This is a genomic window from Streptomyces sp. NPDC093546 (genome assembly GCF_044765045.1).
Lineage (GTDB): Bacteria > Actinomycetota > Actinomycetes > Streptomycetales > Streptomycetaceae > Streptomyces.
On sequence record NZ_JBIWJG010000005.1, the window covers coordinates 160667 to 185437 of the forward strand.

Sequence of the window (24771 nt, forward strand, 5' to 3'; positions counted from 1 at the left end):
CCGCCGCGCGCCGGTGTCGGTGTGGGCGGCGGCCTGCCCCCCCCCCGGGGGCCCCGGGCCCCCCGCCCCCCCCCCCCCCCCCCCCCCCCCCCCCCCGGCCGGATCGCGTGGGCGCGGTTACGCGAACCGCGCGATCGGGTTCTTCAGCGTGCCGACGAACTGCAGCGCGGCGGACGGGTCCGCCAGGTCCACCATCTGCTTGTTGTTGCGCAGCTGGAGGCGGTTGAGGCAGGACAGCGTGAACTCGTCCGCGAAGACGTCGTACTGCGCGAACTTCTCCGCCAGCTCCGGCTTCGACGCCTGGTACGCCTTCACGCACGCGGCGACCGTGCGCCAGAAGTCGTCCTCGTCCAGGACGCCCTCGCTCGCGAGCGTGGCGCCCAGGAAGCGGAAGAAGCAGTCGAAGACGTCCGTGAAGACGGAGAGCAGCTTCGTGTCGTCCGGCACGTCCACCCGGATGCGCTCGACCGCCGGCGGCAGCACCGCGTCCGGGTCCATCACCACGATCTCCTCGGCGATGTCCTTGAAGATCGCGCGCTGGACCGCGCCGCCCTCGATGACGAGGATGACGTTCTCGCCGTGCGGCATCCACGCGAGGTCGTACGCGTAGAAGGTGTGCAGGATCGGCAGCAGGTACGCGTCCAGGTAGCGGCGCAGCCACTCCGTCGGCGTGAGCCCCGACTCGGCGATGAGCGCGCCCGCGAACGACGCGCCCGCGTGGTCGACGTGGAGCAGCGACGCCATGGTGGCGAGGCGCTGGCCCTCGGCGATGGTCGGCACCGGGCTCTCGCGCCACAGCGCGGCGAGCATCTTGCGGTACGGCGAGTACCGGTCGGTGGCGGCCTCGTACTCCAGGTGCCGGTAGCCGACCGCGGCGCGCTCGCGGATGATCGAGAAGTTCACGGACCGGAGGGTGTCGTCGCCGGCGATGAGGTTCGCCAGCCAGTCGTTGATGGCCGGGGTGGCCTCCATGTACGCGGCGGACAGGCCGCGCATGAAGCCCATGTTGAGGACGGAGATGGCCGTCTTCACGTAGTGCTTGGCCGGGTCGCTGGTGTTGAAGAAGGTGCGGATCGACTGCTGGGCCAGGTAGCGGTCGTCGCCCTCGCCGAGGAAGACCAGCCGCTGCTGGGCGATCTCGGCGGCGAAGGTGACGGACAGCTTGTTCCACCACTGCCAGGGGTGCACGGGCACCAGCAGGTAGTCGGCGAAGTCCAGACCCAGGTCGGCGAGGGTCTTGGCGAAGCCGTCGACGGCCGCGTCGCCCAGCTCGGCGCGGACGAAGGTCTCGTAGTCGATGCCCGCGCCCGCCGTGAAGGTGGTGCGGTCGCGGCGCGCGGCCAGCCACACCAGCTGCAGCGGGCTCGCGGCCTCGGGCGCGTACGCGTGGTACTCGTCGATGCCGAAGCCGAGCCGGCCGTTGTTGGCGACGAAGCAGGGGTGGCCCTCGGTCATGCCGGTCTCGACGGCCTGGAAGTCGGCCTTGGCGAGCTCGGCGGCCGGGACCTGCGGCTTGGCGGACTTGTACGCCGTGCCGGAGAGGGTGGAGGAGATCTCCTCCAGGTAGACCGGGAGGATCTCGTCGCTCAGGCCGAGCGAGCCGCGCAGCTCGATGATGAAGCGCAGCGCGTCGAGCGGGAGCTCCTCGCCGTCCTGGTGGCGGCTGATGGAGTCGGCGTCCACCTGCCAGTGGTCCAGGGCGTAGCGGCGGGCGGTGAAGCGGTACTCGGCCGTGCCGTCGTCGGTGCGGACGCGGTAGCGGTCCTCGCCGAGCGGCTCGGGGGTGAGCAGGCGCTCGTGGGTGAACTCGGCGAGGCCCTTACGGATGAGGAGGCGGTTGGCCAGGGCCCAGCGCTCGGGGGTGAGGTGCGCGACGGGGTTCATGGGGTGCGTGGTGCTCATCGGGCGGCTCCCACGGCGGCGTGGAACTGTTCCCGGGTGCACACGCTCAGGTACGCGTCCTTCTCCGGCTTGGCTATCTTCTCGACGATCTCGAAGCCGACGGCCTCGTTGAGCGCGTGGACGGCCTTGTTGCGGACGTCGGGCTCGACGATGACCCGCGCGGTCGCCGGGTCGCGGAAGAGCTCCGCCATCACGGCGGTGATGACGGCGCGGGTGAAGCCGTGGATCCGGGTGTCGCTCGGGGCGACGAGGAAGTGCATGCCGACGTCACCCGGCTGGGCGTCGTACAGCCCGACCAGCTCGACCTTCGAGGGGTCGTACCGCTCCATGAGGAAGGCGGGCTCGCCGTCGTGGAGGCCGATGAAGGCGTCGTGGTGCGGGTGGGCCGCGATGGCCGCGTAGTCGCGCCGCACGTCGGCGACGGAGTGCTCGGCCATCAGCCAGAAGGCCGCCTTGGGGTGGGTGACCCAGCCGTGCACGAGCTCGGCGTCGGAGAGGGGGTCGAGCGGCCGGAAGGAGAAGCTCCCGACCGACCGGGTGGTGTTGAGGGTGCTGGTGGTGCTCATACGGCGAACTCCTGGAACGCGATGGACTTCTCGATGGGGTAGTACTCGGACCCCAGCAGCTCGCCGATGATGTACGCGTTGCGGTAGGCGCCCATGCCCAGGTCGGGGCTGGTGATCGAGTGGGTGTGCACGCCGGCGTTCTGGAGGAAGATGCCCCGGCCGGTCGTGTCGATGGAGTAGTTGCGGGCGACGTCGAAGCGGCCCTGCCCGTCCCAGCGGATGCGGTCCTTGACCGGCTCCAGGAAGGCGGGCGTGACGTACTTGTAGCCGGTGGCCAGGATCAGGCCCTCGGTCTCCAGCTCGAAGTCCTTGCCCTGCTCCTCCTGGCGCAGGCCCAGGGTGTACGTGCCGTTCTCGTACGCCGCCGAGTTCAGCGACGCGTTGGTGAGCAGGCGGGTCTGGACCGGGCCGCCGAGGTTCTTCTGGTACAGCAGGTCGAAGATCGCGTCGATGAGCTCGCCGTCGATGCCCTTGAACAGGCCCTTCTGCTGCGCCTCCAGGCGGTAGCGGGTGGACTCCGGCAGGGCGTGGAAGTAGTCGATGTAGTCCGGGGACGTCATCTCCAGCGTGAGCTTGGTGTACTCCAGCGGGAAGAAGCGCGGGGAGCGGGTGACCCAGTTCAGCCGGTAGCCGTGGACGTCGATCTCGCTCAGCAGGTCGTAGTAGATCTCGGCGGCGCTCTGGCCGCTGCCGACGAGGGTGATCGACTTCTTCTTCTGCAGCGCTTCCTTGTTCGGCAGGTAGCGCGAGTTGTGGATGAAGTCGCCGCCGAGGTCCCGGCAGGACTCCGGGATGTACGGCGGGGTGCCGGTGCCCAGGACGAGGCGGGGGGAGCGGAACGTTTCGCCGCCCTCGGTGCGGACCGTGTAGAGGCCGGCCTCGTCGTCGTACTCGACCGTCGTCACCGTGGTGTCGAACCGGATGCTGCTCAGCTTGGCGGCGGCCCAGCGGCAGTAGTCGTTGTACTCGGTGCGCAGCGGGTAGAAGTTCTCGCGGATGTAGAACGAGTACAGCCGGCCCTTCTCCTTGAGGTACTGGAGGAAGGAGTACGGCGACGTCGGGTCGGCGAGGGTGACCAGGTCCGACATGAAGGGCGTCTGGAGGTGGGCGCCCTCCAGGAACATCCCCGCGTGCCACTCGAAGTCCGGCTTCGACTCCAGGAAGACGCCGTTCAGCTCGTCGATCGGCTCGGTGAGGCAGGCGAGGCCGAGGTTGAACGGACCCAGTCCGATACCGATGAAGTCGTGGATGTCACGAGGCGTGGACAAGGTTCTCTCCAAGGTACTGCTCGGCGTGGCCGGCGATCAGGTCGAGGACGGCGGCGATGTCGTGCACGGTCGTCTCGGGGTTGAGCAGGGTGAACTTCAGGTACTGGCGGCCGTCGACCTTCGTACCGGCGACGACGGCCTCGCCCGAGGCGAACAGCGCCTTGCGGGCGTAGAGGTTGGCGCGGTCGATCTCCGCGGGGGAGGTGACGGCGTCCGGGATGTAGCGGAAGACCAGGGTCGACAGCGACGGCTCGACGACGACGTCGTAGCGCGGGTCGGCGGCGAGCAGGTCCCAGCCGGCGGCGGCCAGGTCGCAGACCTCGTCGAAGAGCTGCCCCACACCGTCGGCGCCCATGACGCGCAGCGTCATCCACAGCTTGAGCGCGTCGAAGCGCCGGGTCGTCTGGAGCGACTTGTCGACCTGGTTCGGGATCCTCTCCTCGACGGTGCGCCGGGGGTTGAGGTACTCCGCGTGGTACGTCGCGTGGCGCAGGGTGGCCCCGTCCCGGACCAGCACGGCCGAGGAACTGACCGGCTGGAAGAAGGACTTGTGGTAGTCGACCGTGACGGAGTCGGCGCGCTCGATGCCGTCGAGGAGCCGGCGGCGGGTCGGGGAGGCCAGCAGGCCGCAGCCGTACGCGGCGTCGACGTGCATCCAGGCGCCGTACTGGGCGGCCAGCTCGGCGATCTCGGGCAGCGGGTCGATGGAGCCGAAATCGGTGGTGCCGGCGGTGGCGACGATCGCCATGGGCGTCAGGCCCTGGGCGGCGCACAGCTCCAGCTCGGCGGCGAGGGCGACGGACTGCATGCGCTTGTCGCGGTCGGTCGGGATGGACACGACGGCCTGCGGGGAGAGGCCGAGGAGTTTGGCCGACTTCTGGACGCTGAAGTGGCTGCACTCGGAGGTGAAGACGCGCAAGGCGGCCAGGTCGTCCGTCTTGGCCTCCTCGCGGGCGAGGAGCAGCGCCTGGAGGTTGGACTGCGAACCGCCGCTGGTGAACACGCCGTCGGCGGCGGGGCCGAGGCCGATGCGGCCGTTGGTCCAGTCGATGAGCTTGCGCTCGATGAGGGTGCCGCCGGCGCTCTGGTCCCAGGTGTCGAGGGAGGAGTTCACGGCCGAGAGGACGGCCTCGCCGAGGACGGCCGGGATGACCACCGGGCAGTTGAGGTGGCCCAGGTAGCGGGGGTGGTGGAAGTAGACGGCGTCGCGGAGGTAGACGCTCTCCAGCTCGTCGAGGGCGGCGGTGGCGTCACCGAGCGGCTGGTCGAGGTCGACCGCCGCGATCAGCGGGGCCAGCTCGTCCGGCGTGACGCCGGTGAACGGCCGCCGGGTGGAGGCGAGTCGGTTCGCCACCCGCTCGACTCCTTCGGTGACGGAACGCCGGTACTGCTCGGCGGTAGCGTCATTGAGCAGGTGCGAGCGCATGGAATGTCCTCCCGGGTGCGGGGACTTGATCGGCCCTCAGGGGACAGGAGGGGCGAGGGGCCGTGTGGTTAGTAAGGTTAGCCTAACCTAAGTTTAAATACCAATGACCACAGGGGTCTCAGGGGGCACAGCGACATGCGGGCGTGCTACGCCACGGCGGCCTGCGCCTTCCCGGGGCGGGGTGCCCCTGGACGCAGGCCGCCGTGGCGGGCCGAGCGGGCCCCTAGGTCGTGTCGTCAAAGTCCCGTCTGCCCGGCGACGCCCGGCACGCGCATCTGCCGCGTTGTCGTCGGTCGCCAATGGCCCCCGTAGCCCTTCGGGCACGGGAGGTGCCCCCACCGCAGTGGCTCCCTCCTCCGCCTTGCATCTGCACGCACCAGACGCCGCCGGGCCCGCCCTTCGGGCGGACGACGCTACTTTGACGACACTCCCTACGCCTCGTCCTCGGAGGTCTCCGGGGTCTCGCGCAGCGCGTCCTCGCTCATGCCCTTGCGCCAGTAGCCCACGAACGTCACGCGGCGGCGGTCGATGTGACGTTCGTTCACCAGGTGGCGGCGCAGCGCCTTCACCGACCCCGACTCGCCCGCGATCCAGGCGTACGGGGACGAGCCGGACAGCTCCGCGGCGCGCACGGCGTCGACGGCGGCGGGCGCGCCCTCCTCCCGTACGAGCCAGGTGATGGTCGCGTCCGCGTCCGTCGACAGCTCCAGGCGGTCGGCGGCGTACGGCACTTCGAGCCAGACCCGCGCCGGCAGGCCGGCCGGCAGGGACTCCAGGATGGCGGAGGCGGCGGGCAACGCCGTCTCGTCGCCCCAGATCAGCACCTCGTCGGCGTCCTCCGGGAGCCGGAAGCGCACCCCGGTGTTGTCGGCGACGGCGGGGCCGAGGACGACCACGCGGTCACCCTCGGAGGCCTGCTCGGCCCAGCGGCACGCCGGGCCGCCGTCCTCGTGGAGGGCGAAGTCGATGTCGACCTCGTCCGGGTTCCGGCGCTGCTCCCGCACGGTGTACGAGCGCATGACGGCCCGTACGTCGTCGTCCATGGCCCGCCAGGCGCCGAGGACCGCGTACAGGTCCTCGGTGTCCAGCGGCGGCAGGACGGGCTCCGGCTGGCCCGGGTGCGGCAGGAAGAGCGAGAGCGACTGGTCGCGGCCGCCGGAGGCGAAACCTTTCAGCGCGTCTTCCGGAACCCCCGTGAAGGTGACGCGGACGAGCGACGGGCCGAGCCGCCTGGTCCGGGCGACCCGCAGGGCGAAGAAGCGGAACGGAACGGTGGCGGACTCGGCTGTCGTCATCGGGTCAGGCCACCTTCTTGGCGTTCTCGAGCGCCTGGGCGAGCGCCTCCAGGATGGGGGCGCACTTGCCGTACGAGTAGACGGGCTCGGTCACGCGCGGCACGACCTGGCCGGCCTTGACGGCGGGCAGCTGCGCCCAGGTCGGCTTCGCCTTGAGGGCCTCGGGCTGGAGCGCGGAGGAACGGTTGTCCAGGAGGATGATGTCGGCCTTGTACGTGTCGACCTCCTCCCAGCTGAGGCTCTGGAACCAGCCGCCCTCGTCCAGCTTGGTGGGCGTGACCAGATTGACGCCGAGCTCCTTGAAGTAGAGCGTGTCCGACGGACGGGCCGGGTCGGAGACGTAGAAGGTGTCGGCGGCGGCCGAACCGATCAGGACCTTGATCTCCGGCTTGGCCTTGGCGGCCGCCCGCAGCCGCGCGGCCGCCTTCTCGAAGCGGGCCTTGTCGTCCTGGACCTTCTTCGCCTTGACGTCGGCGCCGAGCGCCTCGGCCAGTTCGACGTGGCGCTGGAGCACCTTGGGCATGGTGGCGTCGGCCGCCCACAGGGCGACGCTCGGCGCGATCTTGAGGATCTGGTCCTTCTTCTCGTCCGGCACGTACCAGAGCTGGCCCTTGTCCCACATGTCGGTGATGAGCACCTCGGGCTGGAGCTTGAGGTACGCCTCGACGTTGAACTCGCCGTAGACGTTGCCGATGATCTCGACCTTGTTGATGTCGAGGTCGCCGGCCTGGACGTCGGGCGTGCGCTTCTTGGTCTTCGGGTCCTCGACGTACGTCGGGCCGAAGACGCCCTTGACCTCGATGCCGAAGTCGTGGAGGGCGGCGGCCATGCCGGTGAAGGCGACGATGTTCTTCGGCGCGGACTTCAGCTCGACGCTCTCGCCGCGGTCGTCCTTGAAGGTGAAGGGGCCGGACTTGGCGGCGCCGGAAGCGGAGTCCTTGCCGCCGTCTTTCTTCTCGTCCTTGCCGCCGCAGGCCACGAGCGCGGCGCCGAGCCCGAGGGCGCCGCCTGCGGCGAGCAGGCCGCGACGGGTGAGATGGGTGGCTCGGGCGGTGCTGGGCATGGCGGGTTCGCTTTCGTACGGCCGTTTTCGGCCACCGGGCAACTTCGAGGGTAGGTTAGCCTAACCTCAGCGGTTGTCCAGAGTGGCCCCCGCCACACTCCGCTCGCGCGCTACCCGGCGCCACGTGTGACGCACCGCCAGCACCGCGCACACCACGGTGCTCACCGCCCCCACCGCGAGGCCCGGATTCACATAGCCCGGCACCAGGTCGTACGACGCGTTGCACTTGTACGACATCGGCAACAGCGTTTGCGCGCCGGTCTCTTCGGGCGCGTACTCCTGGCCCCGTGACAGCGTGCAGGCCTCCTCGACGTCCAGCACGAACATGCTGCCCAGGCCCCAGAGGAAGAGCAGCCCCGTGCCCAGCGCCAGGAAGACCGCCGCACGCGCCCAGCGGTTGCCGGACGTGATCCTGACGACGATCCAGACGACCAGGGCCACGAAGCCGATGAGCGGCGCGAGCATGCCGATGATGGCGACGGCAGATTCGAAAAACACCTGTTCCCCCCGATTTTGACGGAGGGAACAGCGTACGGCGTCAGGCGGAGCTCAGGCCCGGGCTCAGGCCTGGGCTCAGGCGGACAGGCCCAGCTCCCGCGCGATCAGCATGCGCTGCACCTCGCTCGTGCCCTCGCCGATCTCCAGGATCTTCGAGTCCCGCCACATGCGCGCGACCGGATACTCGTTCATGAAGCCGTAGCCGCCGTGGATCTGGGTGGCCTCCCGGGCGTTGTCCACCGCGACCGTCGACGAGTACAGCTTCGCCAGCGCCGCCTCCTTCTTGAACGGCTCGCCGTGCACGAGCCGCGAGGCGGCGTCGCGCCAGCCGATCCGGGCCATGTGGGCCCGCATCTCCATGTCGGCGAGCTTGAACTGGATGGCCTGGTTGTCGCCGATGGGCCGCCCGAACGCCCGGCGCTCCTTGGCGTACTTCACCGACTCGTCCACACACCCCTGCGCCAGGCCGGTGGCGAGCGCCGAGATGGCGATCCGGCCCTCGTCGAGGATGCGCAGGAACTGCGCGTACCCGCGGCCCTCCTCGCCCAGCAGGTTCGCCGCCGGGACGCGGACGTCGGAGAAGGACAGCTCGCGGGTGTCCGAGGCGTTCCAGCCGACCTTGGAGTAGGGCGCGGCGACCGTGAAGCCCGGCGTGCCGGACGGGACGATGATCGAGGAGATCAGCGGCTTGCCCTCGGGCGTACGGCCGGTGACGGCGGTGACCGTGACCAGGCCGGTGATGTCCGTACCGGAGTTGGTGATGAAGCACTTGCTGCCGTTGATGACCCACTCGTCGCCGTCGCGCACGGCCGTGGTGCGGGTGCCGCCCGCGTCCGAGCCGCACTCCGGCTCCGTCAGCCCGAACGCGCCCAGGATCTCGCCGCTGCACATGCGCGGCAGCCACTCCCGCTTCTGCTCCTCGGTGCCGAAACGGTAGACCGGCATCGCGCCGAGCGAGACGCCCGCCTCCAGGGTGATGGCGACGGACGAGTCGACGCGCGCCAGCTCCTCCAGCGCGATGCCGAGCGCGAGGTAGTCGCCGCCCATGCCGCCGTACTCCTCGGGGAAGGGAAGGCCGAACAGGCCCATCTGCCCCATCTCGCGGACGATCTCGTACGGGAACTCGTGGCGCTCGTAGAAGTCCCCGATCTTCGGGGCGACGACCTCGTGGGCGAACTCCTCGACGGTACGGCGCAGTTCCTCGTGTTCCGGTGAGAGCCGGTGGTCCAGGGACATGGGTCGGTCACTCCTTGTGGGAGGCCGCGCCGGCGAGGGCGCGGACGGTACGGGAGGGGCTCGGGCGGCCCAGGTGTCCGGCCAGCCACACGCTCGTGGCGGTGAGCAGGCCGAGGTCGACCCCGGTCTCGATGCCGAGGCCGTGGAGCATCCACACGAGGTCTTCGGTGGCGAGGTTGCCGGTGGCGGACTTGGCGTACGGGCAGCCGCCGAGGCCGCCCGCCGAGGCGTCGACCGTCGTCACGCCGTGCTGGAGCGCGGCCAGCGTGTTGGCCAGGGCCTGGCCGTACGTGTCGTGGAAGTGCACCGCGAGGGCGCTGGTGGGGACCTGCGCCTCGTTCAGTGCCGTGAGGAGCCGCTGGACGTGCCCGGGGGTGGCCACGCCGATGGTGTCGCCCAGGCTCAGCTCGTCGCAGCCCATGTCCTTCAGGCGGCGGGCGACCCGGACGACCTGCTCGACGGGGACGGGGCCCTCCCACGGGTCGCCGAAGCACATGGAGAGGTAGCCGCGCACGGACAGGCCCGCCTCTATGGCGCGCGTGACGACCGGCGCGAACATGTCGAGCGACTCGTCGACCGTGCGGTTGAGGTTGGCCTTCGCGAAGGACTCCGTGGCGCTGGCGAACACGGCGACGTCCCGGACCCCGAGCGCCAGCGCCCGGTCCAGCCCGCGCTCGTTCGGCACGAGCACGGGCAGGCGTACGCCGGTGGCGCGGACGAGCGGGAACAGCTGCTCGGCGTCGGCCAGTTGGGGCACCCACTTGGGGTGCACGAAACTGGTGGCCTCGACGGTGGTGAGCCCGGCGGCGGCGAGGCGCCGGATGAACTCGGCCTTCACCTCGGTGGGGACGGTGCCCTGTTCGTTCTGCAAACCGTCGCGCGGGCCGACCTCGTGGATCCGCACGCGGGCGGGCAGCCCGGGCGCGGGGACGGTCATGGGAAGTCCTTCGGTCATGCCTGCGCCTCCTCCTTGGGGACCACGACGGCCAGTACCTGGTCCATGGCGACGGTGGTTCCGGGCGTGACGTCGAGCTCGGCGACGGTGCCGTCGTGCGGGGCGGAGATGACGTGCTCCATCTTCATCGCCTCGACGACGACGAGGCCCTGCCCGGCGGTGACCTCGTCCCCGACGGCGACCTTGACGACGGTGACCGTGCCCGGCATGGGCGCGGTGAGCGAGTCGGCGCCGGAGTGGGCGGCGCGGCTCAGGGACGCTTCGACGGGGTCGTGGTCCAGGACGTTCCAGCTGTCGCCGTCGCGGCCGAGCCAGGTGCCCGCGCGGTGGAAGGTGTGGGTGAGACCGTCGAGGGTGACGGTGACGCGGTCGTCCGTGACGCGGGCCGTGCCCCGGGTGCGGTGGGCAACGGGTTCGAGTCCCGCTACTCGGAGCCAGTGCGTCAGGGGCGCGGGCTGCCCCCCGAGGCGCCAGCCGCTGGGCACGTCGAACGGGTCGGTCCAGCCGGTGGCGGTGTCGGGGCGGGGCGTGAGCGCGGCTTCCCGTACGGCCGCGGCGGCTTCGTAGACCTCCTCCGGGACGCCGTCGGGGACGAGGGTGTCCACGTCGCGCTCGACCAGGCCGGTGTCGAGGTCGCCCGAGACGACGTCCGGGTGCGCGAGCAGGCGGCGCAGGAACCCGGCGTTGGTCGGGACGCCGAGGGTGACGGTGTCCGCGAGGGCGGCGCGGAGCTTGCGCAAGGCCGTGGGCCGGTCGGGGGCGTGGACGATGACCTTGGCGAGCATGGGGTCGTAGAGGCTGGAGACCTCGGTGCCCTGGCTGAGGCCGGAGTCGGTCCGGACGCCCTCGCCGGCCGGCTCGCGCAGGGCGAGGATGGTGCCGCCGGAGGGGAGGAAGCCCCGGGAGGGGTCCTCCGCGCAGAGGCGGGCCTCGATGGCGTGCCCGGTGAGGGTGATGTCGTCCTGGGTGAAGGGCAGCGGCTCACCGGCGGCGACGCGCAGCTGCCACTCCACCAGGTCCAGCCCCGTGATCAGCTCGGTGACCGGGTGCTCGACCTGGAGGCGGGTGTTCATCTCCATGAAGTAATAGGAGGAGGGGTCTTTGCCCGGGACGATGAACTCGACGGTGCCCGCGCCCCGGTAGCCGCAGGAGCGGGCCGCCTGGACGGCCGCCTCGCCCATCGCCGCACGCGTCTTGTCGTCCAGCAGGACGGACGGCGCTTCCTCGATGATCTTCTGGTGGCGGCGCTGGAGGGAGCACTCGCGCTCACCGAGGTGGACGACGTTGCCGTGGCCGTCGGCCAGGACCTGGATCTCGATGTGGCGGGGCCGGTCGATCCACCGCTCCACCAGGAGCGTGTCGTCGCCGAAGGAGGCGCGGGCCTCGCGCCGTGCGGCCGCGATCTCGTCCAGCAGCGCCGACTCGACCCGCGTGAGGCGCATGCCCTTGCCGCCGCCGCCCGCCGAGGGCTTGAGCAGCACGGGCATGCCGATCTCGCGGGCGGCGGCCGCAAGTTCCTCGTCGCTCAGCCCGCTGCCCGAAGAGCCGGGCACGACCGGCACACCGGCGGCCTTCACGGTCTCCTTGGCGCGGATCTTGTCGCCCATCAGGGCGATGGCCTGGGCCGGGGGCCCGATGAAGACGAGCCCGGCGTCCTCGCAGGCCTGGGCGAAGGCGGCGTTCTCGGCGAGGAAGCCGTACCCGGGGTGGACGGCCTGCGCGCCGGTGCGGGCGGCGGCCTCCAGGAGCCGGTCGACGCGCAGGTAGCTGTCGGTGGCGGCGGGCGGGCCGATCCGTACGGCCGTGTCGGCCTCCCGTACGTGGCGGGCGTCGGCGTCCGCGTCGCTGAAGACGGCGACCGAGCGGATGCCGAGGGCCCGCAGCGTACGGATGACGCGGACCGCGATCTCGCCCCGGTTGGCGACCAGAACAGTCGTGAACATCAGTCCCTCACATCCGGAAGACGCCGAACTGGGGGTCACCCAGAGGCGCGTTGGCGCAGGCGGTCAGGGCCAGACCCAGCACCTGCCGGGTCTCCAGCGGGTCGATCACGCCGTCGTCCCAGAGCCGGGCCGTCGCGTAGTAGGCGTTGCCCTGCCGCTCGTACTGGGCGCGGATCGGGTCCTTGAACGCGTCCTCGTCCTCGGCGGGCCACTGCTCGCCGCGCGCCTCCAGCTGGTCGCGCTTGACCGTGGCGAGGACGGAGGCGGCCTGCTCGCCGCCCATGACGGAGATCTTGGCGTTCGGCCACATCCACAGGAAGCGGGGGGAGTAGGCCCGGCCGCACATCGAGTAGTTGCCCGCGCCGTAGGAGCCGCCGACGACCACGGTCAGCTTCGGTACGCGCGTACAGGCGACGGCGGTGACCATCTTGGCGCCGTGCTTGGCGATGCCGCCCGCTTCGTAGTCCCGGCCGACCATGAAGCCGGAGATGTTCTGCAGGAACAGCAGCGGGATGCCGCGCTGGTCGCACAGCTCGATGAAGTGGGCGCCCTTCTGTGCGGACTCGGCGAAGAGGATGCCGTTGTTGGCGACGATCCCCACCGGATGACCGTGGATCCGGGCGAAGCCGGTCACCAGCGTCTGCCCGAACTCCGCCTTGAACTCCTGGAACCGCGACCCGTCGACGATCCGCGCGATGATCTCCCGGGCGTCGTACGGGGTGCGCGAGTCGACCGGCACCGCGCCGTACAGCCCGTACGGATCGACCTTGGGCTCCTCGACCGGCTCCACCGACCACGGCAGCGGACCCCGGGTGGGGAGCGTGGAGACGATGTTCCGCACGATCCGCAGCGCGTGCGCGTCGTCCTCCGCGAGGTGGTCGGTCACTCCGGAGACCCGGGAGTGGACCTCGCCACCGCCCAGCTCCTCCGCCGTCACGACCTCGCCGGTCGCCGCCTTCACCAGCGGCGGGCCGCCGAGGAAGATCGTGCCCTGGTTCCGTACGATCACGGCCTCGTCGCTCATCGCGGGGACGTACGCCCCGCCGGCCGTGCAGGAGCCGAGGACGGCGGCGATCTGCGGGATCCCCGCGCCCGACATGCGGGCCTGGTTGAAGAAGATGCGCCCGAAGTGCTCGCGGTCCGGGAACACCTCGTCCTGCATCGGCAGGAAGGCCCCGCCGGAGTCCACCAGGTACACGCAGGGCAGCCGGTTCTCGAGCGCCACCTCCTGCGCGCGCAGGTGCTTCTTCACCGTCATCGGGTAGTACGTGCCGCCCTTGACGGTGGCGTCGTTGGCGACGACCACCACTTCGCGGCCGCTGACCCGACCGATCCCGGCGATGACGCCCGCGGCCGGAGCCTGGTCGTCGTACATGCCGTTCGCCGCCAGCGGCGCCAGCTCCAGGAACGGCGAACCGGGATCCAGCAGGGTGTCGACCCGCTCGCGCGGCAGCAGCTTGCCCCGCGCGGTGTGCCGCGCCCGGGCCTTCTCGCCACCGCCCAGCCGCGCGGCCGCCAGCCGGGCGCGCAGATCCTCCACGAGCTCCTGGTGCGCGGCCTCGTTGGCCTGCCAGGCCGCGGAGGCGGGATCAGCCGCGCTGGTCAGCACGGGTGCCTGCTGCATCATGCCCCCAGTTAATGAGCGTTAACGTATGTCCTTCAGGTTAACGACCGCTAACCGCCTTGTCTAGAATCAATCCATGAGCACCAGGACCGACGCCCCGACGCGCCGCGAACAGATCCTCAAGGAGGCCGCCCGCCTCTTCGCCGAGCGCGGCTTCCACGGCGTGGGTGTCGACGAGATAGGGGCGGCGGTCGGCATCAGCGGCCCCGGCCTGTACCGGCACTTCCCCGGCAAGGACGCGATGCTCGCGGAGCTGCTGGTCGGCATCAGCGAGCGGCTGCTCGACGGCGGCCGGCAGCGCGTGGAGGAGTCGGACGGCGACCCGCAGGCCCTGCTCGGCGCGCTCATCGACGGCCACATCGACTTCGCGCTCGACGACCGCCCGCTGATCACCCTGCACGACCGCGAGCTGGACCGCCTCCGCGACACGGACCGCAAACGGGTGCGCCAGCTCCAGCGCCAGTACGTCGAACTGTGGGTGGCGGTGGTGCGCCGCCTGTACCCCGCGCCCCCCGAGGCCGAGGCCCGCGCGACGGTCCACGCGGTGTTCGGCCTGCTGAACTCCACCCCGCACCTCGGCTCCGCCTCCACGGGCGGCGCGGTCCTGGACCGCGCGGCGACGGAGTCGCTGCTGCGCCGCCTGGCGCACGGGGCGTTCGGGGCGCTGGCGTCGGTGCCGGCGGAGTGAGCTGACCGGTTGAACCCGGCTCCCGGTGCGGGAGCCTTCCGGCGTGGGCGCGTCCCGGCGCGGGTCCCTCGCGCCCTCTTGCCTCCGCCTATCGAATTTCGATAGATTCCCATCGTTATTCGATCGAAGGAGGGGCGATGGGAAAGCTGACAGTGCTCGCGCTGCGCGCCGTGCTCGGGGTGCTGCTCGCCGGGTCGGTGTTCGTGGAGGCGGTGATGGTGCCGCTGCTGGCCATCGATCTGAGGGAGCTGGCCCCGGAGTACGCGTACCTGCGGACCCCGCTCCTCACGATCATGTTCCTGGGGGTCGTGGCGTTCCAGGTCGTCCTGGTCTGCGTGTGGCGCCTGGTGACGATGGTGCGGCGCGGGACGGTGTTCTCCCACGCCGCCTTCCGGTACGTCGACGTCGTGACCGGCGCCTTCGTGGCGGCCGCCCTGCTGGTGTTCGCCCTCGCGGTCGTCCTGGCGCCGGGCGAGGCCGTCGCGCCGGGGATCGTGCTCCTCATCTGCGGGGTCAGCCTGGCGGTCCTCGGGGTCGCGCTCGTCGTGCTCGTCCTGCGGATGCTGCTCGCCCAGGCGACGCGGATGCAGGCCGAGCTGGCCGAGGTGATCTGATGCCGATCACCGTCGACATCGACGTGATGCTGGCGAAGCGGAAGATGTCCGTGGGCGAGCTCGCCGAACGCGTCGGCATCACCCCCGCCAACCTGGCGGTCCTCAAGAACGGCCGTGCCAAGGCCGTCCGCTTCGCCACGCTCGCCGCACTCTGCGAGGCACTCGACTGCCAGCCCGGGGATCTGCTGCGCTGGGAGCCGGAGGGTTGAGGGGCCGGGGGCCCTGGGCGCCTGCTGGAAGTCGGAGCCGTATCTCCACCCCAGGTCGGAGCGGCGGAAGCGGCGGTCCTGCCCAGGTGTGATGCCGCAGCCACCCCCGACTGACATGCTCGTCACCGGAGTTGACGCCATCGGACGACGGGGACGTGACGTTACGTGACGCAGGAGCAGGCGGGGGCCGGCGCCCAGCCGGACACGCGGCGGGGGGACACCGGAGGGCGGCGCGTCCTGGAGGTGGACGCGCTGCGCGGCTTCGCACTCGGCGGCATCGCCCTGGCGAACATCCTGGTGATGTCGGGCACCTTCGGCCCCACGGCGGTCGACCCGGCCCGGTCCGGCGCCGACCTCGTCGCCCACTGGCTGGTCACCGCCCTCGTCGAAACCAAGTTCTACCTGCTCTTCTCCTTCCTCTTCGGATACAGCTTCACCCTCCAGATGGAGTCGGCGCGACGGGCGGGCGCCGCGTTCGTCCCCCGGATGCTGCGCCGACTGGCCGGGCTGCTGCTTCTCGGCGCCGCGCACATGGCGCTGCTGTACAACGGCGACATCCTCACCATGTACGCCGTGCTGGGACTCGTCCTGCTCGTCGCGCGCAAGGCGCCCGCCGAGCGGCTGTGGCGGGCCGCGCGCTGGTTCTTCGCCGTCCCCCTGGTCCTGCTGCTCCTCGTGGGCCTGCTGGTCGCCGCCACGTTCACCCCCGACCCGTCGGCCGCGGCCGACGCCGCCCGCGAAGCCGCCCGGCTCGCCGACGGCATACGGGGCGACGCCGGCGACGTCATCGCCGCCAACCTCGCCACCTGGCCCGACGCCCTGGGCGCGCTGCTGCTCGCGGGCGGCTCGGTCATCGCGGCCTTCCTGGTGGGCTGCGGGGCGGGCAAGCGGCAGCTGCTCACCGGCGGCGTCGTCGCCCCGGACCGGCTGCGGCGCACGCGCGCCCTCGGTCTCGCCGTGGGCGTACCGGGCGGGCTCCTCATGGCCGCGGGCACCGTCGCCCCTCTGCCGGAGCGCTGGGAGCTCCTGTGCTTCGCCCTGGGCATGGCCGCCGCCCCGGCGCTCACCGCCGCCTACGTGAGCGCGCTGATGCTGTGGTTCGGCACGCCCCGCGGCGCCCGGGTGGCCGCGCTGCTCGCGCCCGCGGGCCGCATGGCGCTCACCAACTACCTGTCCCAGTCACTGGTCATGGCGCTGGTCTTCACCGGGTACGGGCTCGCGCTGTACGGCCGGGTGGGCGCGGCCGTCGCCGTCGCCGTGGGCCTCGCCCTGTACGCGGCGCAGCTGTTCCTCAGCTCCCGGCTGCTGCGGCGTTTCGCCCAGGGCCCCGTGGAGTGGGTGCTGCGCACCGTGACGCTGGGCAGGCCGCCGCGCCGCTCCGGCCACACCTCGGGCACCCCCTAGGCCTCCGGCCTCCCGGCGAAACGGACGAAGCCCGCGATGCGCGGCGCGAACGTCACCTCGCACTCCTCCCCGACCCCCGCCCGCACGCCGGCCACCACCTCGGCATCCGGCTCCCCGAACACCTCGAAGCGCTCCACCCGGCAGTGCTCCATCACCTCCCGGATGTACGGGTCCGCCAGCTCCCAGTGTCTGCGGACCGCGTCGGAGTCCCGGTAGAGCTGAAAGCTGTGCGCGAGCATCCGCTCCTCGTCCAGGAACGTCTGCACCATCAACTGCGGCCCGTGCCGCTCCGCGAACGCCACGGCGCGGGCGATGGCGTCGCGGAAGCCGTCCAGGTGGCCATCGGTGATGCGCATGGTGTTGCGGAAGAGAAGAACTGAGCTGTCGTGAGTGGTCATTGCTCCAACGTGGCACCTCAACCTTGGTTGAGGTCAAGACGCGTCCGCCTCGGATGGTGAGGTCGACGGAATGGCGCGGCCGCAGGGCGTGGCGGGCGGCACAATGGGGGCCATGCCGATACCCAGCCGCGCCGCCCTCGTCGAGCACCTCGTCCGCACCCGCATCGCGGGAGACGTCGCCACGCCCCGCGACAACAACCTCTCCCACTACCGCAAGCTCGCGAACGGCGACCGCCACTACTGGCTCGGGCTGGAGCTCGGCGACCGGTGGACGGACGAGCAGGACGTGCTCGCCGTCATGGCCGAGCGGTGCGGGGTCAACGACGACCCGTCGCACCGGGCCGGGCAGGACACCATCGACCCCGAGCTCACCGTCGACGGGCTCGACCGGATGGCGGCCCGGCTGCGCAAGGCCGCCGCCGGCAAGGAGCGGGTGCTGTTCGCGACCGGGCACCCCGGGTCGCTGCTCGACGTCCACAGCAGGACCGCGGCGGCGCTGCGGGCCGCCGGCTGCGACATCGTGCGGATCCCGGGTGGCCTCACGGCCGACGAGGGGTACGTCGTGCAGTTCGCGGACGTCGCCGTGTTCGAGCGCGGCGCGAGCCTGTGGCACACGCACTCGCCGGAGCCGATGAACGCCATCCTGGACCGGCTCGACGTACAGCCCGACCTCGTCGTCGCCGACCACGGCTGGGCCGGACGGGCCGGCCAGCGCGGCATCGACTCCATCGGGTACGCCGACTGCAACGACCCCGCCCTCTTCATCGGCGAGGCGGAGGGCACCATGCAGGTCACGATCCCGCTCGACGACCACGTCCTCGACCCGCGCTTCTACGAGCCGATGACGGAGTACCTGCTGGGCGCGGCGGGGCTGCTCTGATCGCGCCCCACGGCGTGGGCCGGGCGGTGGCCCGCCGCCGCCTCACCCCCGCGGCACCCGCACCACGCCCTCCTGGATGACCGAGATCGCGAGGCGGCCGTCCCGCGTCCAGATGCGGGCCTGGCCCAGGCCGCGTCCGCCCGCGGAGGACGGGGACTCCTGGTCGTAGAGGAGCCAGTCGTCGGCGCGGAAGGGGCGGTGGAACCACATCGCGTGGTCCAGGGACGCGCCCACCACGTCGCCGACCGCCCAGCCGCCGCGGCCGTGGGCGAGGAGCACCGAGTCGAGCAGCGTCATGTCGGAGACGTACGTCGCGAGGCAGACGTGCAGCAGCGGGTCGTCGGCGAGCTTGCCGTTGGTGCGGAACCAGACCTGCGACCGGGGCTCGCGCCGCTCGCCGACGCTGCCCCAGGGCGGGGTCTCGGCGTACCGCAGGTCGACCGCCGCGCGGGCCTCGATCAGGCGTTCGGCGACCGGGGCCGGGAGGTGGCGCGGCAGGGTCTCGGCGGCCGTCGGGAGGGTCTCCGGGTCCGGCGCGGGCGGCATGGCCGCCTGGTGGTCGAGGCCCTCCTCGTACGTCTGGAACGACGCCGAGAGGTGGAAGATCGGCTGGCCGTGCTGGACGGCGACGACCCGCCGCGTGGTGAAGGAGCGGCCGTCGCGGATGCGGTCCACGGTGTAGACGATCGGCGCGCCCGGGTCCCCGGGGCGCAGGAAGTACGCGTGGAGCGAGTGGGCGAGCCGGTCCTCCGGGACGGTCCGGCCGGCCGCGACCAGCGCCTGCGCGGCGACCTGGCCGCCGAACACGCGCGGGACGAGGGCCGACCGGGACTCGCCGCGGAAGATGTCCTGCTCGATCCGCTCCAGGTCGAGCAGATCGAGCAGGGAGTCGAGCGCTTCCGTCACCTGGCTTACAGGCCCATCGACTTGGCGATGATGGTCTTCATGATCTCGCTGGTGCCGCCGTAGATGCGGTTGACGCGGTTGTCGGCGTACAGGCGGGCGATCGGGTACTCGTTCATGTAGCCGTAGCCGCCGTGCAGCTGGAGGCAGCGGTCGATCACGCGGTGCGCGACCTCGGTGCAGAACAGCTTGGCGCTCGCGGCCTCGGCCGGGGTCAGCTCGCCGGCGTCCAGGGCCTCCAGGGCGCGGTCGGCGACGGCCTGCGCGGCGTCCACCTCGGCCTGGCAGGCGGCCAGCTCGAACTTGGTGTTCTGGAAGGACGCGACCGGCTTGCCGAAGACCGTGCGGTCGGTGACGTACTGCTGGGCGAACCGGATGGCCGCCGCGGCCTGCGCGTACGCGCCGAAGGCGATGCCCCAGCGCTCGGAGGCCAGGTTGTGGCCGAGGTAGTAGAAGCCCTTGCCCTCCTCGCCGAGCAGGTCCTCGACCGGGACCTTGACGTCGACGAAGGCCAGCTCGGCGGTGTCGGAGGTCTTCAGGCCCAGCTTGTCCAGCTTGCGGCCCACCGAGTAGCCCTCGGACTTGGTGTCCACCGCGAAGAGCGAGATGCCGAAGCGGCGGTCCTCGGCGGTGGGGGCGGCGGTGCGGGCGCAGACGATGACGCGGTCCGCGTGGACACCGCCGGTGATGAAGGTCTTGGCGCCGTTGAGGACGTAGTGCGTGCCGTCCTCGGACAGCTTGGCGGTGGTCTTCATGCCCGCGACGTCGGAGCCGGTGCCCGGCTCGGTCATCGCCAGCGCCCACATCTCCTCGCCGGTGACGAACTTCGGCAGGAAGCGCTTCTTCTGCTCGTCGGTGGCGAGCATCTTGAGGTAGGGCAGGGCCAGCAGGACGTGCACGCCCGAGCCGCCGAACTGCACGCCCGCGCGGGCGGTCTCCTCGTACAGGACGGCCTCGAACTTGTGGGTGTCCAGGCCCGCGCCGCCGAACTCCTCGGGCACGTTGATGCCGAAGACGCCCAGCTCGCCGAGCTTGTAGTAGAAGTCGCGCGGCGCCTGGCCCGCCGCGAACCACTCGTCGTAGACGGGGACGACCTCGGCCTCGATGAAGGCGCGGATGGTCTCCCGGAACGCCTCGTGGTCCTCGTTGAATACGGTACGGCGCACGAGCCGCCTCCTTCGGTTCCTGTCCTGGTCCGGCCGGTCGCTCCGACGCTCCGGCATGTGCCTAAGCGCTTGCTCAGCCTATGTCAGACGAAGTTACTCATCGGTCACCCGGTCTGTCCAGACTCCGCGTCTGTGATCCAGCGCCCTTCGGCGGAGTCGTACAGGTACGCCGGCCTCCCCGCGGTCCCGCTCGTGCGGAACGGCTTCCCGCCGTCCGTGATCCGTACCGTCCCCGAACGGCCCCCGGCGCTCCACTCCAGCTCCAGGTACCAGCGGCAGTCGCAGCCCGCCGTCCGGGCGGAGACGAGCAGCTCCTCGGGGTCGGAGGAGGTGACCTTGTACGGGAAGGAGACGGCCGGGATCGTCCGGACCTCGGCGCCGGAGGCGTCAACGCCGTCGACGGGCCTCGCGAGCGGGCGCGGCCGGTCGAGGTCCACGGCGAAGTGGCGGGGGGTGACGGCGCCGCCGCAGCCGTTGTCCATCCGGTACGCGTTCCACGGCAGTGGTGCGGCCCGGTCGACCACGCGCACGTGCAGGGCGTGGAGGACGACGGCGTCGGACGGGGACCGGCCCTGGAGCGTGATCCGCACCAGCGCCTCCCCGCCGTGCACGGCGCCGTGCGTCCCGGCCCACGCCCCGGAGTCGGCCGCGACCGGCGGCGGGGCGACCGCGCCGGGGGCCCGGTCCACGAGGTAGGTGTGCCCGCAGCCGCCCTGCCAGAGCTGGGAACCGATGGTCCAGGTGAAGGGGAGGGGGGCCGCGGTCCGCCCCGGAGGGGTGGAAGCGGGAGCGGGGGCGGAGGCCGTACGGGTGGGGCGGCCGAGCAGGGCGGCGGCGAGGGCGAGCACGACGAGGGCGACGGCGGCGGCGACGAGGAGGGGAGCGGGGACGGCACGACGGGGGCGGGCGCGGGGCGCCTCCGGCGCGGTCGGGTCCGGGGCGGGGTCGGGGCCCGGTTCCGGCGCGGACGGTTCCGGGTCCGGCTCCGGCGCGGCCGGCACGGGCGTAGGCGAAGGCACGGGCGAGGCCGTTCGGCGGCGGGCGCGGTCCGCCTCCGTCCAGGCCGCCTCCAGGGCCCGCCGTTCCTCCTCGTCCGCCCCGCACAGCAGGGCGAGGCGGTCGACCACGGCGAACCCCTCCGGGACGGTCGCGCCCGAGCAGTAGCGGTGGAGCGTGGACGCGCTGACGCTCAGGCGCCGGCCCAGCGCCTCGTAACTCCTCCCGTCCCGCGCCTTCAGCGTGCGGACGAGCCCCGCGAACTCCTCGACGGCGGCGTCCTTCGGCATTCCATCCCCCTCGAACCTGCGTCCCATCCTTCACGTCCTTGCACGTCAACGGGGGTGGAATGGTTCCGGGACGGATGGGGTGCGTGTGATCGTTGCGGGCGGCGGGCGCCGGCCCCACGCTGGTTGAGCACTGACCGAACGAACGACCCGACGGGGGATCCACCACCATGAACAAGCTCCGTACCGCACTCGCCACCGCCGCCGCTGCCGCCCTGGGCCTCGCGGCCCTCGCCACGGCCCCGGCGCAGGCCGCTGCCCAGCCCGCCTTCCTCGCCGCCTCCGAGATGCCGCCGTCGTCGACGCCGTGGACCGCCACCCAGGTCTTCACCGGCGTCCCGGAGAACGGCGGCGTCCTCTGCGCCCCGTACAAGATCCCGGCGCAGAACACCCGCTACCGCGAGTTCAGCACCGAGCTCGACACCAACGGCGTCCAGGTCACCACCGTCGCCCGCACCGAGGCCGACGCCGTGAAGCTGGTCGACACCCTCCGCACGGCCCTCGCCGGCTGCGGGCCCCTGCTGGAGCGGCAGAACCCGGGCCTGAAGGCCGTCAGCGCCTCGCACGGCAAGCTCGCCGTCGAGGAGGGCGCCTGGGTCTACAGCCTGGACACCGCCGACCCGCAGATCGGCATCACCGACATCCACCTCTTCTCCGTCGGCCGCGACGGCCGCACCGTCACCCTCGTCCGTTGGGGTCAGACGGGCGACCTCAAGGACGCCCCGCTGACCGCCTTCCGCACCACGACGAAGACCGCCGTCAACAAGCTCCACTGACCCGGGGGGCTCCCCCAAGGGCTCACGCCGGCGTCCTGCTGTCCAGTCACCACGACTCAGCGCCAGCGCAGCGCGAACCACAGCTCCATCCGCACCTCCGCGTCGTCCAGGTCCGCGTCGAGCAGCGCCGCGCACCGCGCGATCCGCTGGCGGACGGTGTTGCGGTGCACCCCGAGCGCCGTGGCCGTACGGTCCCAGCTGCCGTGCAGCGACAGCCACACCCGCAGGGTCTCGGTCAGGGGCTCCGAGAGCGGGTCCAGGACGGTGCGGGCGTACGCGGCCGCCTCCTCGGGCGCCACCAGCCCGGCCAGGCCCGCCTCCCGGTGGTGGCGCGCCAGCGGTACGTGCCCGGCCTCGGCGCGGCGCAGGGCGCGGGCCGCCTGGAGGTCCGCCTCGCCGAGCCCGTCGGGGGCGGCCGGGGCGCTGACCCCGAGCGTCCAGCCCGGGTGCGGCGCCGGCTCCCGTCCGGCGGGCAGCAGGGCCCGTACGGCGCCCGGCTCCCCTAGGTCCAGCAGCGGCGTGCCCAGCGGCGGCGGCGGGCCCTCGCCGCGCGCGTGCACCACGGTCCACGGGGCCTCGCCCAGCAGCGGGGCCACGTCGGCGGGCGCCGCGCCCAGCAGTAGCCGCACCAGGGCGGTGGACCGCGCGGCCTCGTCGGCGCCCTGGTGCGGCGCGGTCAGCAGCGACAGCAGGACCACCGCGACGCCCGCGATCGTGTGGTCGCCCGGTTCGCGGCGCGCGGTGGCGAGAGCGAGCGTCAGACGCAGGTCGCCCCCGAGCGCGTACGCCGCGAGGTGGACGCCGCCCGAGGTGTCGGTCGCGGAGGCGGCCCGGCTCCCGGTCCCGCGCCCGGCCCGGAGCACCCCGGCCAGGCGCTCCAGCGCCTCCCGGGCCCCCGGCTCCACGGGCCGCCCGGCCGCCGCGTACTCCGTGCCGTCCGGCGCGTACAGGGCGGCCCGGCCCGACAGGCGGGACGCCAGCGCGTGCAGCACCGCCGGTACCGGGTCCGGCCGCGCCGCCGCGGTCGCGAGCGACTGCTGCGCCTCCGTCACGCGCCGCAGCTCGTGGTGGCGCGCTTGCGCCATGAGCCGCCACACCGCGCGCCCCACCGCCGTGAACGGCGTCCTCGGCGGCACCTCCAGCAGCGGCAGCCCATGGCGGGCGCAGGCCGCGACCAGGGCGTCCGGCACGGTGTCGTAGACCGGCGTCACCCCGAACCCGAGCGCCGCCGCGCCCGCCGCGACCACGCGCCCGACGTACCGCTCGGGGTCCGTCAGCTGCACGCCCGCCGTCAGCAGCAGCTCGCCACCGAGCAGGTACGGGTACGGGTCGGCCATCTCGGAGGTGTGCACCCAGTGGAGCTCCGCCTCCGGAGACCCGGCGATCAGCCGCAGGCCCAGGTCCTCACGGGCGAGGAGCGCAGACAGGGGGATGACCGGGCCGGGCGGGGTCGGCTTCGCCTCGGACATGGACACTTCTTCCATCAGAAACCGGAACAGTGGAGGAAAAGTACACTTCAGTTGGGCTGTGCGGCCACCTACTGTCCAGTGCAGGAGTTTGAAATCCGAACAGAAGGCAGAAGGCGACCGACATGACCAGCAGCACCCCCACGACGCCGCGCGGCCCCATCGACTCGTCCCGCATCCCGCGGTACGCCGGACCCGCGACGTTCGCGCGGCTGCCGCGGCTCGACGAGGTCGGCACCGCCGACGTCGCCGTCATCGGCGTGCCCTTCGACTCCGGCGTGTCCTACCGCCCCGGCGCCCGCTTCGGCGGCAACGCCATCCGCGAGGCCTCGCGCCTGCTGCGCCCGTACAACCCGGCGCAGGACGCCTCCCCCTTCGCGCTCGCGCAGGTCGCGGACGGCGGCGACATCGCCGTGAACCCCTTCAACATCAACGAGGCCGTCGAGACGGTCGAGGCCGCCGCCGACGAGCTGCTCGGCACCGGCGCCCGCCTGATGACGCTGGGCGGCGACCACACCATCGCGCTGCCGCTGCTGCGCTCGGTCGCCAAGAAGCACGGTCCCGTCGCCCTGCTCCACTTCGACGCCCACCTCGACACGTGGGACACCTACTTCGGCGCCGAGTACACGCACGGCACGCCGTTCCGCCGGGCCGTCGAGGAGGGCATCCTCGACACCGAGGCGCTCTCCCACGTGGGTACCCGCGGCCCGCTGTACGGCAAGCAGGACCTGACCGACGACGAGAAGATGGGCTTCGGCATCGTCACCTCCGCCGACGTCTACCGGCGCGGCGCCGACGAGATCGCCGACCAGCTGCGCCAGCGCATCGGCGACCGCCCGCTGTACATCTCCATCGACATCGACTGCCTCGACCCGGCCCACGCCCCCGGCACCGGCACCCCCGAGGCGGGCGGCATGACCTCCCGCGAGCTGCTGGAGATCCTGCGCGGCCTGGCCTCCTGCAACCTCGTCTCGGCCGACGTCGTCGAGGTCGCCCCGGCGTACGACCACGCCGAGATCACCTCGGTCGCCGCCTCGCACACGGCGTACGAGCTGACCACGATCATGTCCCGCCAGATCGCCGCGGCCCGCGCCTGACGAATCTCCGGACGCCCCGCCCCCGCCTCCCCCCCCCGGGTCGGGTCGGGGCGTCCGGGCCGTGTCGGGGAGACTGGGCCGGAGCCGAACCGAGCCCTCGCAAAGGAACGA

At 72.1% G+C, this 24771-nt stretch carries 23 protein-coding genes; 7 read left to right on the forward strand and 16 right to left on the reverse strand.

Going from position 1 to position 24771, the window contains the following annotated elements:
- Positions 1 to 117: 117 nt before the first annotated feature.
- From ACIRNI_RS13390 to ACIRNI_RS13440, 11 genes are all read right to left on the reverse strand, one after another.
- Positions 118 to 1902, reverse strand: coding sequence for an IucA/IucC family protein (locus ACIRNI_RS13390; protein WP_403551119.1), 1785 nt, complete (start codon positions 1900 to 1902; stop codon positions 118 to 120).
- Positions 1899 to 2468 carry a GNAT family N-acetyltransferase gene (locus tag ACIRNI_RS13395; protein ID WP_403551121.1) on the reverse strand — a complete coding sequence of 190 codons (570 nt, stop codon included), beginning with the start codon at positions 2466 to 2468 and terminating at the stop codon, positions 1899 to 1901. The genes ACIRNI_RS13390 and ACIRNI_RS13395 overlap by 4 nt, the downstream gene beginning before the upstream one ends.
- Positions 2465 to 3736 (reverse strand): lysine N(6)-hydroxylase/L-ornithine N(5)-oxygenase family protein, encoded by a 1272-nt coding sequence (locus ACIRNI_RS13400; RefSeq protein ID WP_403551123.1) that lies wholly within the window; start codon positions 3734 to 3736, stop codon positions 2465 to 2467. The genes ACIRNI_RS13395 and ACIRNI_RS13400 overlap by 4 nt, the downstream gene beginning before the upstream one ends.
- Positions 3720 to 5162, reverse strand: a complete 1443-nt coding sequence (locus tag ACIRNI_RS13405) for a pyridoxal phosphate-dependent decarboxylase family protein (protein WP_403551125.1) — start codon at positions 5160 to 5162, stop codon at positions 3720 to 3722. Before ACIRNI_RS13405 ends, ACIRNI_RS13400 begins: the two co-directional genes overlap by 17 nt.
- A 431-nt stretch (positions 5163 to 5593) precedes the next feature.
- Positions 5594 to 6457, reverse strand: coding sequence for a siderophore-interacting protein (locus tag ACIRNI_RS13410; protein WP_403551126.1), 864 nt, complete (start codon positions 6455 to 6457; stop codon positions 5594 to 5596).
- Positions 6458 to 6461: 4 nt separating this feature from the next.
- Positions 6462 to 7520 (reverse strand): ABC transporter substrate-binding protein, encoded by a 1059-nt coding sequence (locus ACIRNI_RS13415; protein ID WP_403551128.1) that lies wholly within the window; start codon positions 7518 to 7520, stop codon positions 6462 to 6464.
- A 66-nt stretch (positions 7521 to 7586) separates the two neighbouring features.
- A complete protein-coding gene (locus ACIRNI_RS13420) occupies positions 7587 to 8018 on the reverse strand; it encodes a hypothetical protein (RefSeq protein ID WP_403551130.1) in 432 nt (143 codons plus the stop codon).
- A 75-nt stretch (positions 8019 to 8093) separates the two neighbouring features.
- Positions 8094 to 9254 carry an acyl-CoA dehydrogenase family protein gene (locus ACIRNI_RS13425; RefSeq protein ID WP_355353697.1) on the reverse strand — a complete coding sequence of 387 codons (1161 nt, stop codon included), beginning with the start codon at positions 9252 to 9254 and terminating at the stop codon, positions 8094 to 8096.
- 7 nt (positions 9255 to 9261) lie between these two features.
- Positions 9262 to 10209, reverse strand: a complete 948-nt coding sequence (locus ACIRNI_RS13430) for a hydroxymethylglutaryl-CoA lyase (RefSeq protein ID WP_403551132.1) — start codon at positions 10207 to 10209, stop codon at positions 9262 to 9264.
- The gene (locus ACIRNI_RS13435) at positions 10206 to 12152 is read right to left on the reverse strand and encodes an acetyl/propionyl/methylcrotonyl-CoA carboxylase subunit alpha (RefSeq protein WP_403551134.1); all 1947 of its coding nucleotides are present in this window, start codon (positions 12150 to 12152) and stop codon (positions 10206 to 10208) included. Before ACIRNI_RS13435 ends, ACIRNI_RS13430 begins: the two co-directional genes overlap by 4 nt.
- A gap of 7 nt (positions 12153 to 12159) precedes the next feature.
- A complete protein-coding gene (locus tag ACIRNI_RS13440; RefSeq protein ID WP_403551605.1) occupies positions 12160 to 13776 on the reverse strand; it encodes a carboxyl transferase domain-containing protein in 1617 nt (538 codons plus the stop codon).
- A 76-nt stretch (positions 13777 to 13852) separates the two neighbouring features.
- Between ACIRNI_RS13440 and ACIRNI_RS13445 the strand changes: the two genes are divergently transcribed.
- The 4 genes from ACIRNI_RS13445 (at position 13853) to ACIRNI_RS13460 (ending at position 16691) form a co-directional block, all read left to right on the forward strand.
- A complete protein-coding gene (locus tag ACIRNI_RS13445) occupies positions 13853 to 14464 on the forward strand; it encodes a TetR/AcrR family transcriptional regulator (RefSeq protein WP_403551136.1) in 612 nt (203 codons plus the stop codon).
- Positions 14465 to 14601: 137 nt separating this feature from the next.
- Entirely contained in the window at positions 14602 to 15078 is a 477-nt protein-coding gene (locus tag ACIRNI_RS13450; RefSeq protein ID WP_403551137.1) for a DUF2975 domain-containing protein, read from the forward strand.
- Positions 15078 to 15287, forward strand: a complete 210-nt coding sequence (locus tag ACIRNI_RS13455; protein ID WP_403551139.1) for a helix-turn-helix domain-containing protein — start codon at positions 15078 to 15080, stop codon at positions 15285 to 15287. The genes ACIRNI_RS13450 and ACIRNI_RS13455 overlap by 1 nt, the downstream gene beginning before the upstream one ends.
- 165 nt (positions 15288 to 15452) lie before the next feature.
- Complete coding sequence (locus ACIRNI_RS13460) at positions 15453 to 16691, forward strand: DUF418 domain-containing protein (protein WP_403551141.1); 1239 nt, start codon at positions 15453 to 15455, stop codon at positions 16689 to 16691.
- Here ACIRNI_RS13460 and ACIRNI_RS13465 read toward each other — a convergent pair.
- Positions 16688 to 17089 (reverse strand): hypothetical protein, encoded by a 402-nt coding sequence (locus tag ACIRNI_RS13465; RefSeq protein WP_403551143.1) that lies wholly within the window; start codon positions 17087 to 17089, stop codon positions 16688 to 16690. The genes ACIRNI_RS13460 and ACIRNI_RS13465 overlap by 4 nt on opposite strands.
- 112 nt (positions 17090 to 17201) lie before the next feature.
- Between ACIRNI_RS13465 and ACIRNI_RS13470 the strand changes: the two genes are divergently transcribed.
- Positions 17202 to 17969: a phosphatase gene (locus tag ACIRNI_RS13470; RefSeq protein ID WP_403551145.1), complete on the forward strand. Its 768-nt coding sequence runs from the start codon at positions 17202 to 17204 to the stop codon at positions 17967 to 17969.
- 42 nt (positions 17970 to 18011) lie between these two features.
- On the opposite strand, the gene ACIRNI_RS13475 is transcribed toward ACIRNI_RS13470, so the two are convergent.
- From ACIRNI_RS13475 to ACIRNI_RS13485, 3 genes are all read right to left on the reverse strand, one after another.
- Entirely contained in the window at positions 18012 to 18875 is an 864-nt protein-coding gene (locus tag ACIRNI_RS13475) for an acyl-CoA thioesterase (protein ID WP_403551146.1), read from the reverse strand.
- 5 nt (positions 18876 to 18880) lie between these two features.
- Positions 18881 to 20038: an acyl-CoA dehydrogenase family protein gene (locus ACIRNI_RS13480; protein ID WP_403551148.1), complete on the reverse strand. Its 1158-nt coding sequence runs from the start codon at positions 20036 to 20038 to the stop codon at positions 18881 to 18883.
- Positions 20039 to 20142: 104 nt separating this feature from the next.
- Positions 20143 to 21324: a helix-turn-helix domain-containing protein gene (locus ACIRNI_RS13485; protein WP_403551150.1), complete on the reverse strand. Its 1182-nt coding sequence runs from the start codon at positions 21322 to 21324 to the stop codon at positions 20143 to 20145.
- A gap of 167 nt (positions 21325 to 21491) precedes the next feature.
- Between ACIRNI_RS13485 and ACIRNI_RS13490 the strand changes: the two genes are divergently transcribed.
- On the forward strand, positions 21492 to 22097 hold the full coding sequence (locus ACIRNI_RS13490) for a hypothetical protein (protein ID WP_403551152.1): 606 nt from the start codon (positions 21492 to 21494) through the stop codon (positions 22095 to 22097).
- Positions 22098 to 22153: 56 nt separating this feature from the next.
- On the opposite strand, the gene ACIRNI_RS13495 is transcribed toward ACIRNI_RS13490, so the two are convergent.
- Positions 22154 to 23566: a PucR family transcriptional regulator ligand-binding domain-containing protein gene (locus tag ACIRNI_RS13495; protein WP_403551155.1), complete on the reverse strand. Its 1413-nt coding sequence runs from the start codon at positions 23564 to 23566 to the stop codon at positions 22154 to 22156.
- Positions 23567 to 23688: 122 nt separating this feature from the next.
- Between ACIRNI_RS13495 and speB the strand changes: the two genes are divergently transcribed.
- Positions 23689 to 24660 carry an agmatinase gene (gene speB / locus ACIRNI_RS13500; RefSeq protein ID WP_403551157.1) on the forward strand — a complete coding sequence of 324 codons (972 nt, stop codon included), beginning with the start codon at positions 23689 to 23691 and terminating at the stop codon, positions 24658 to 24660.
- Positions 24661 to 24771: the final 111 nt, after the last annotated feature.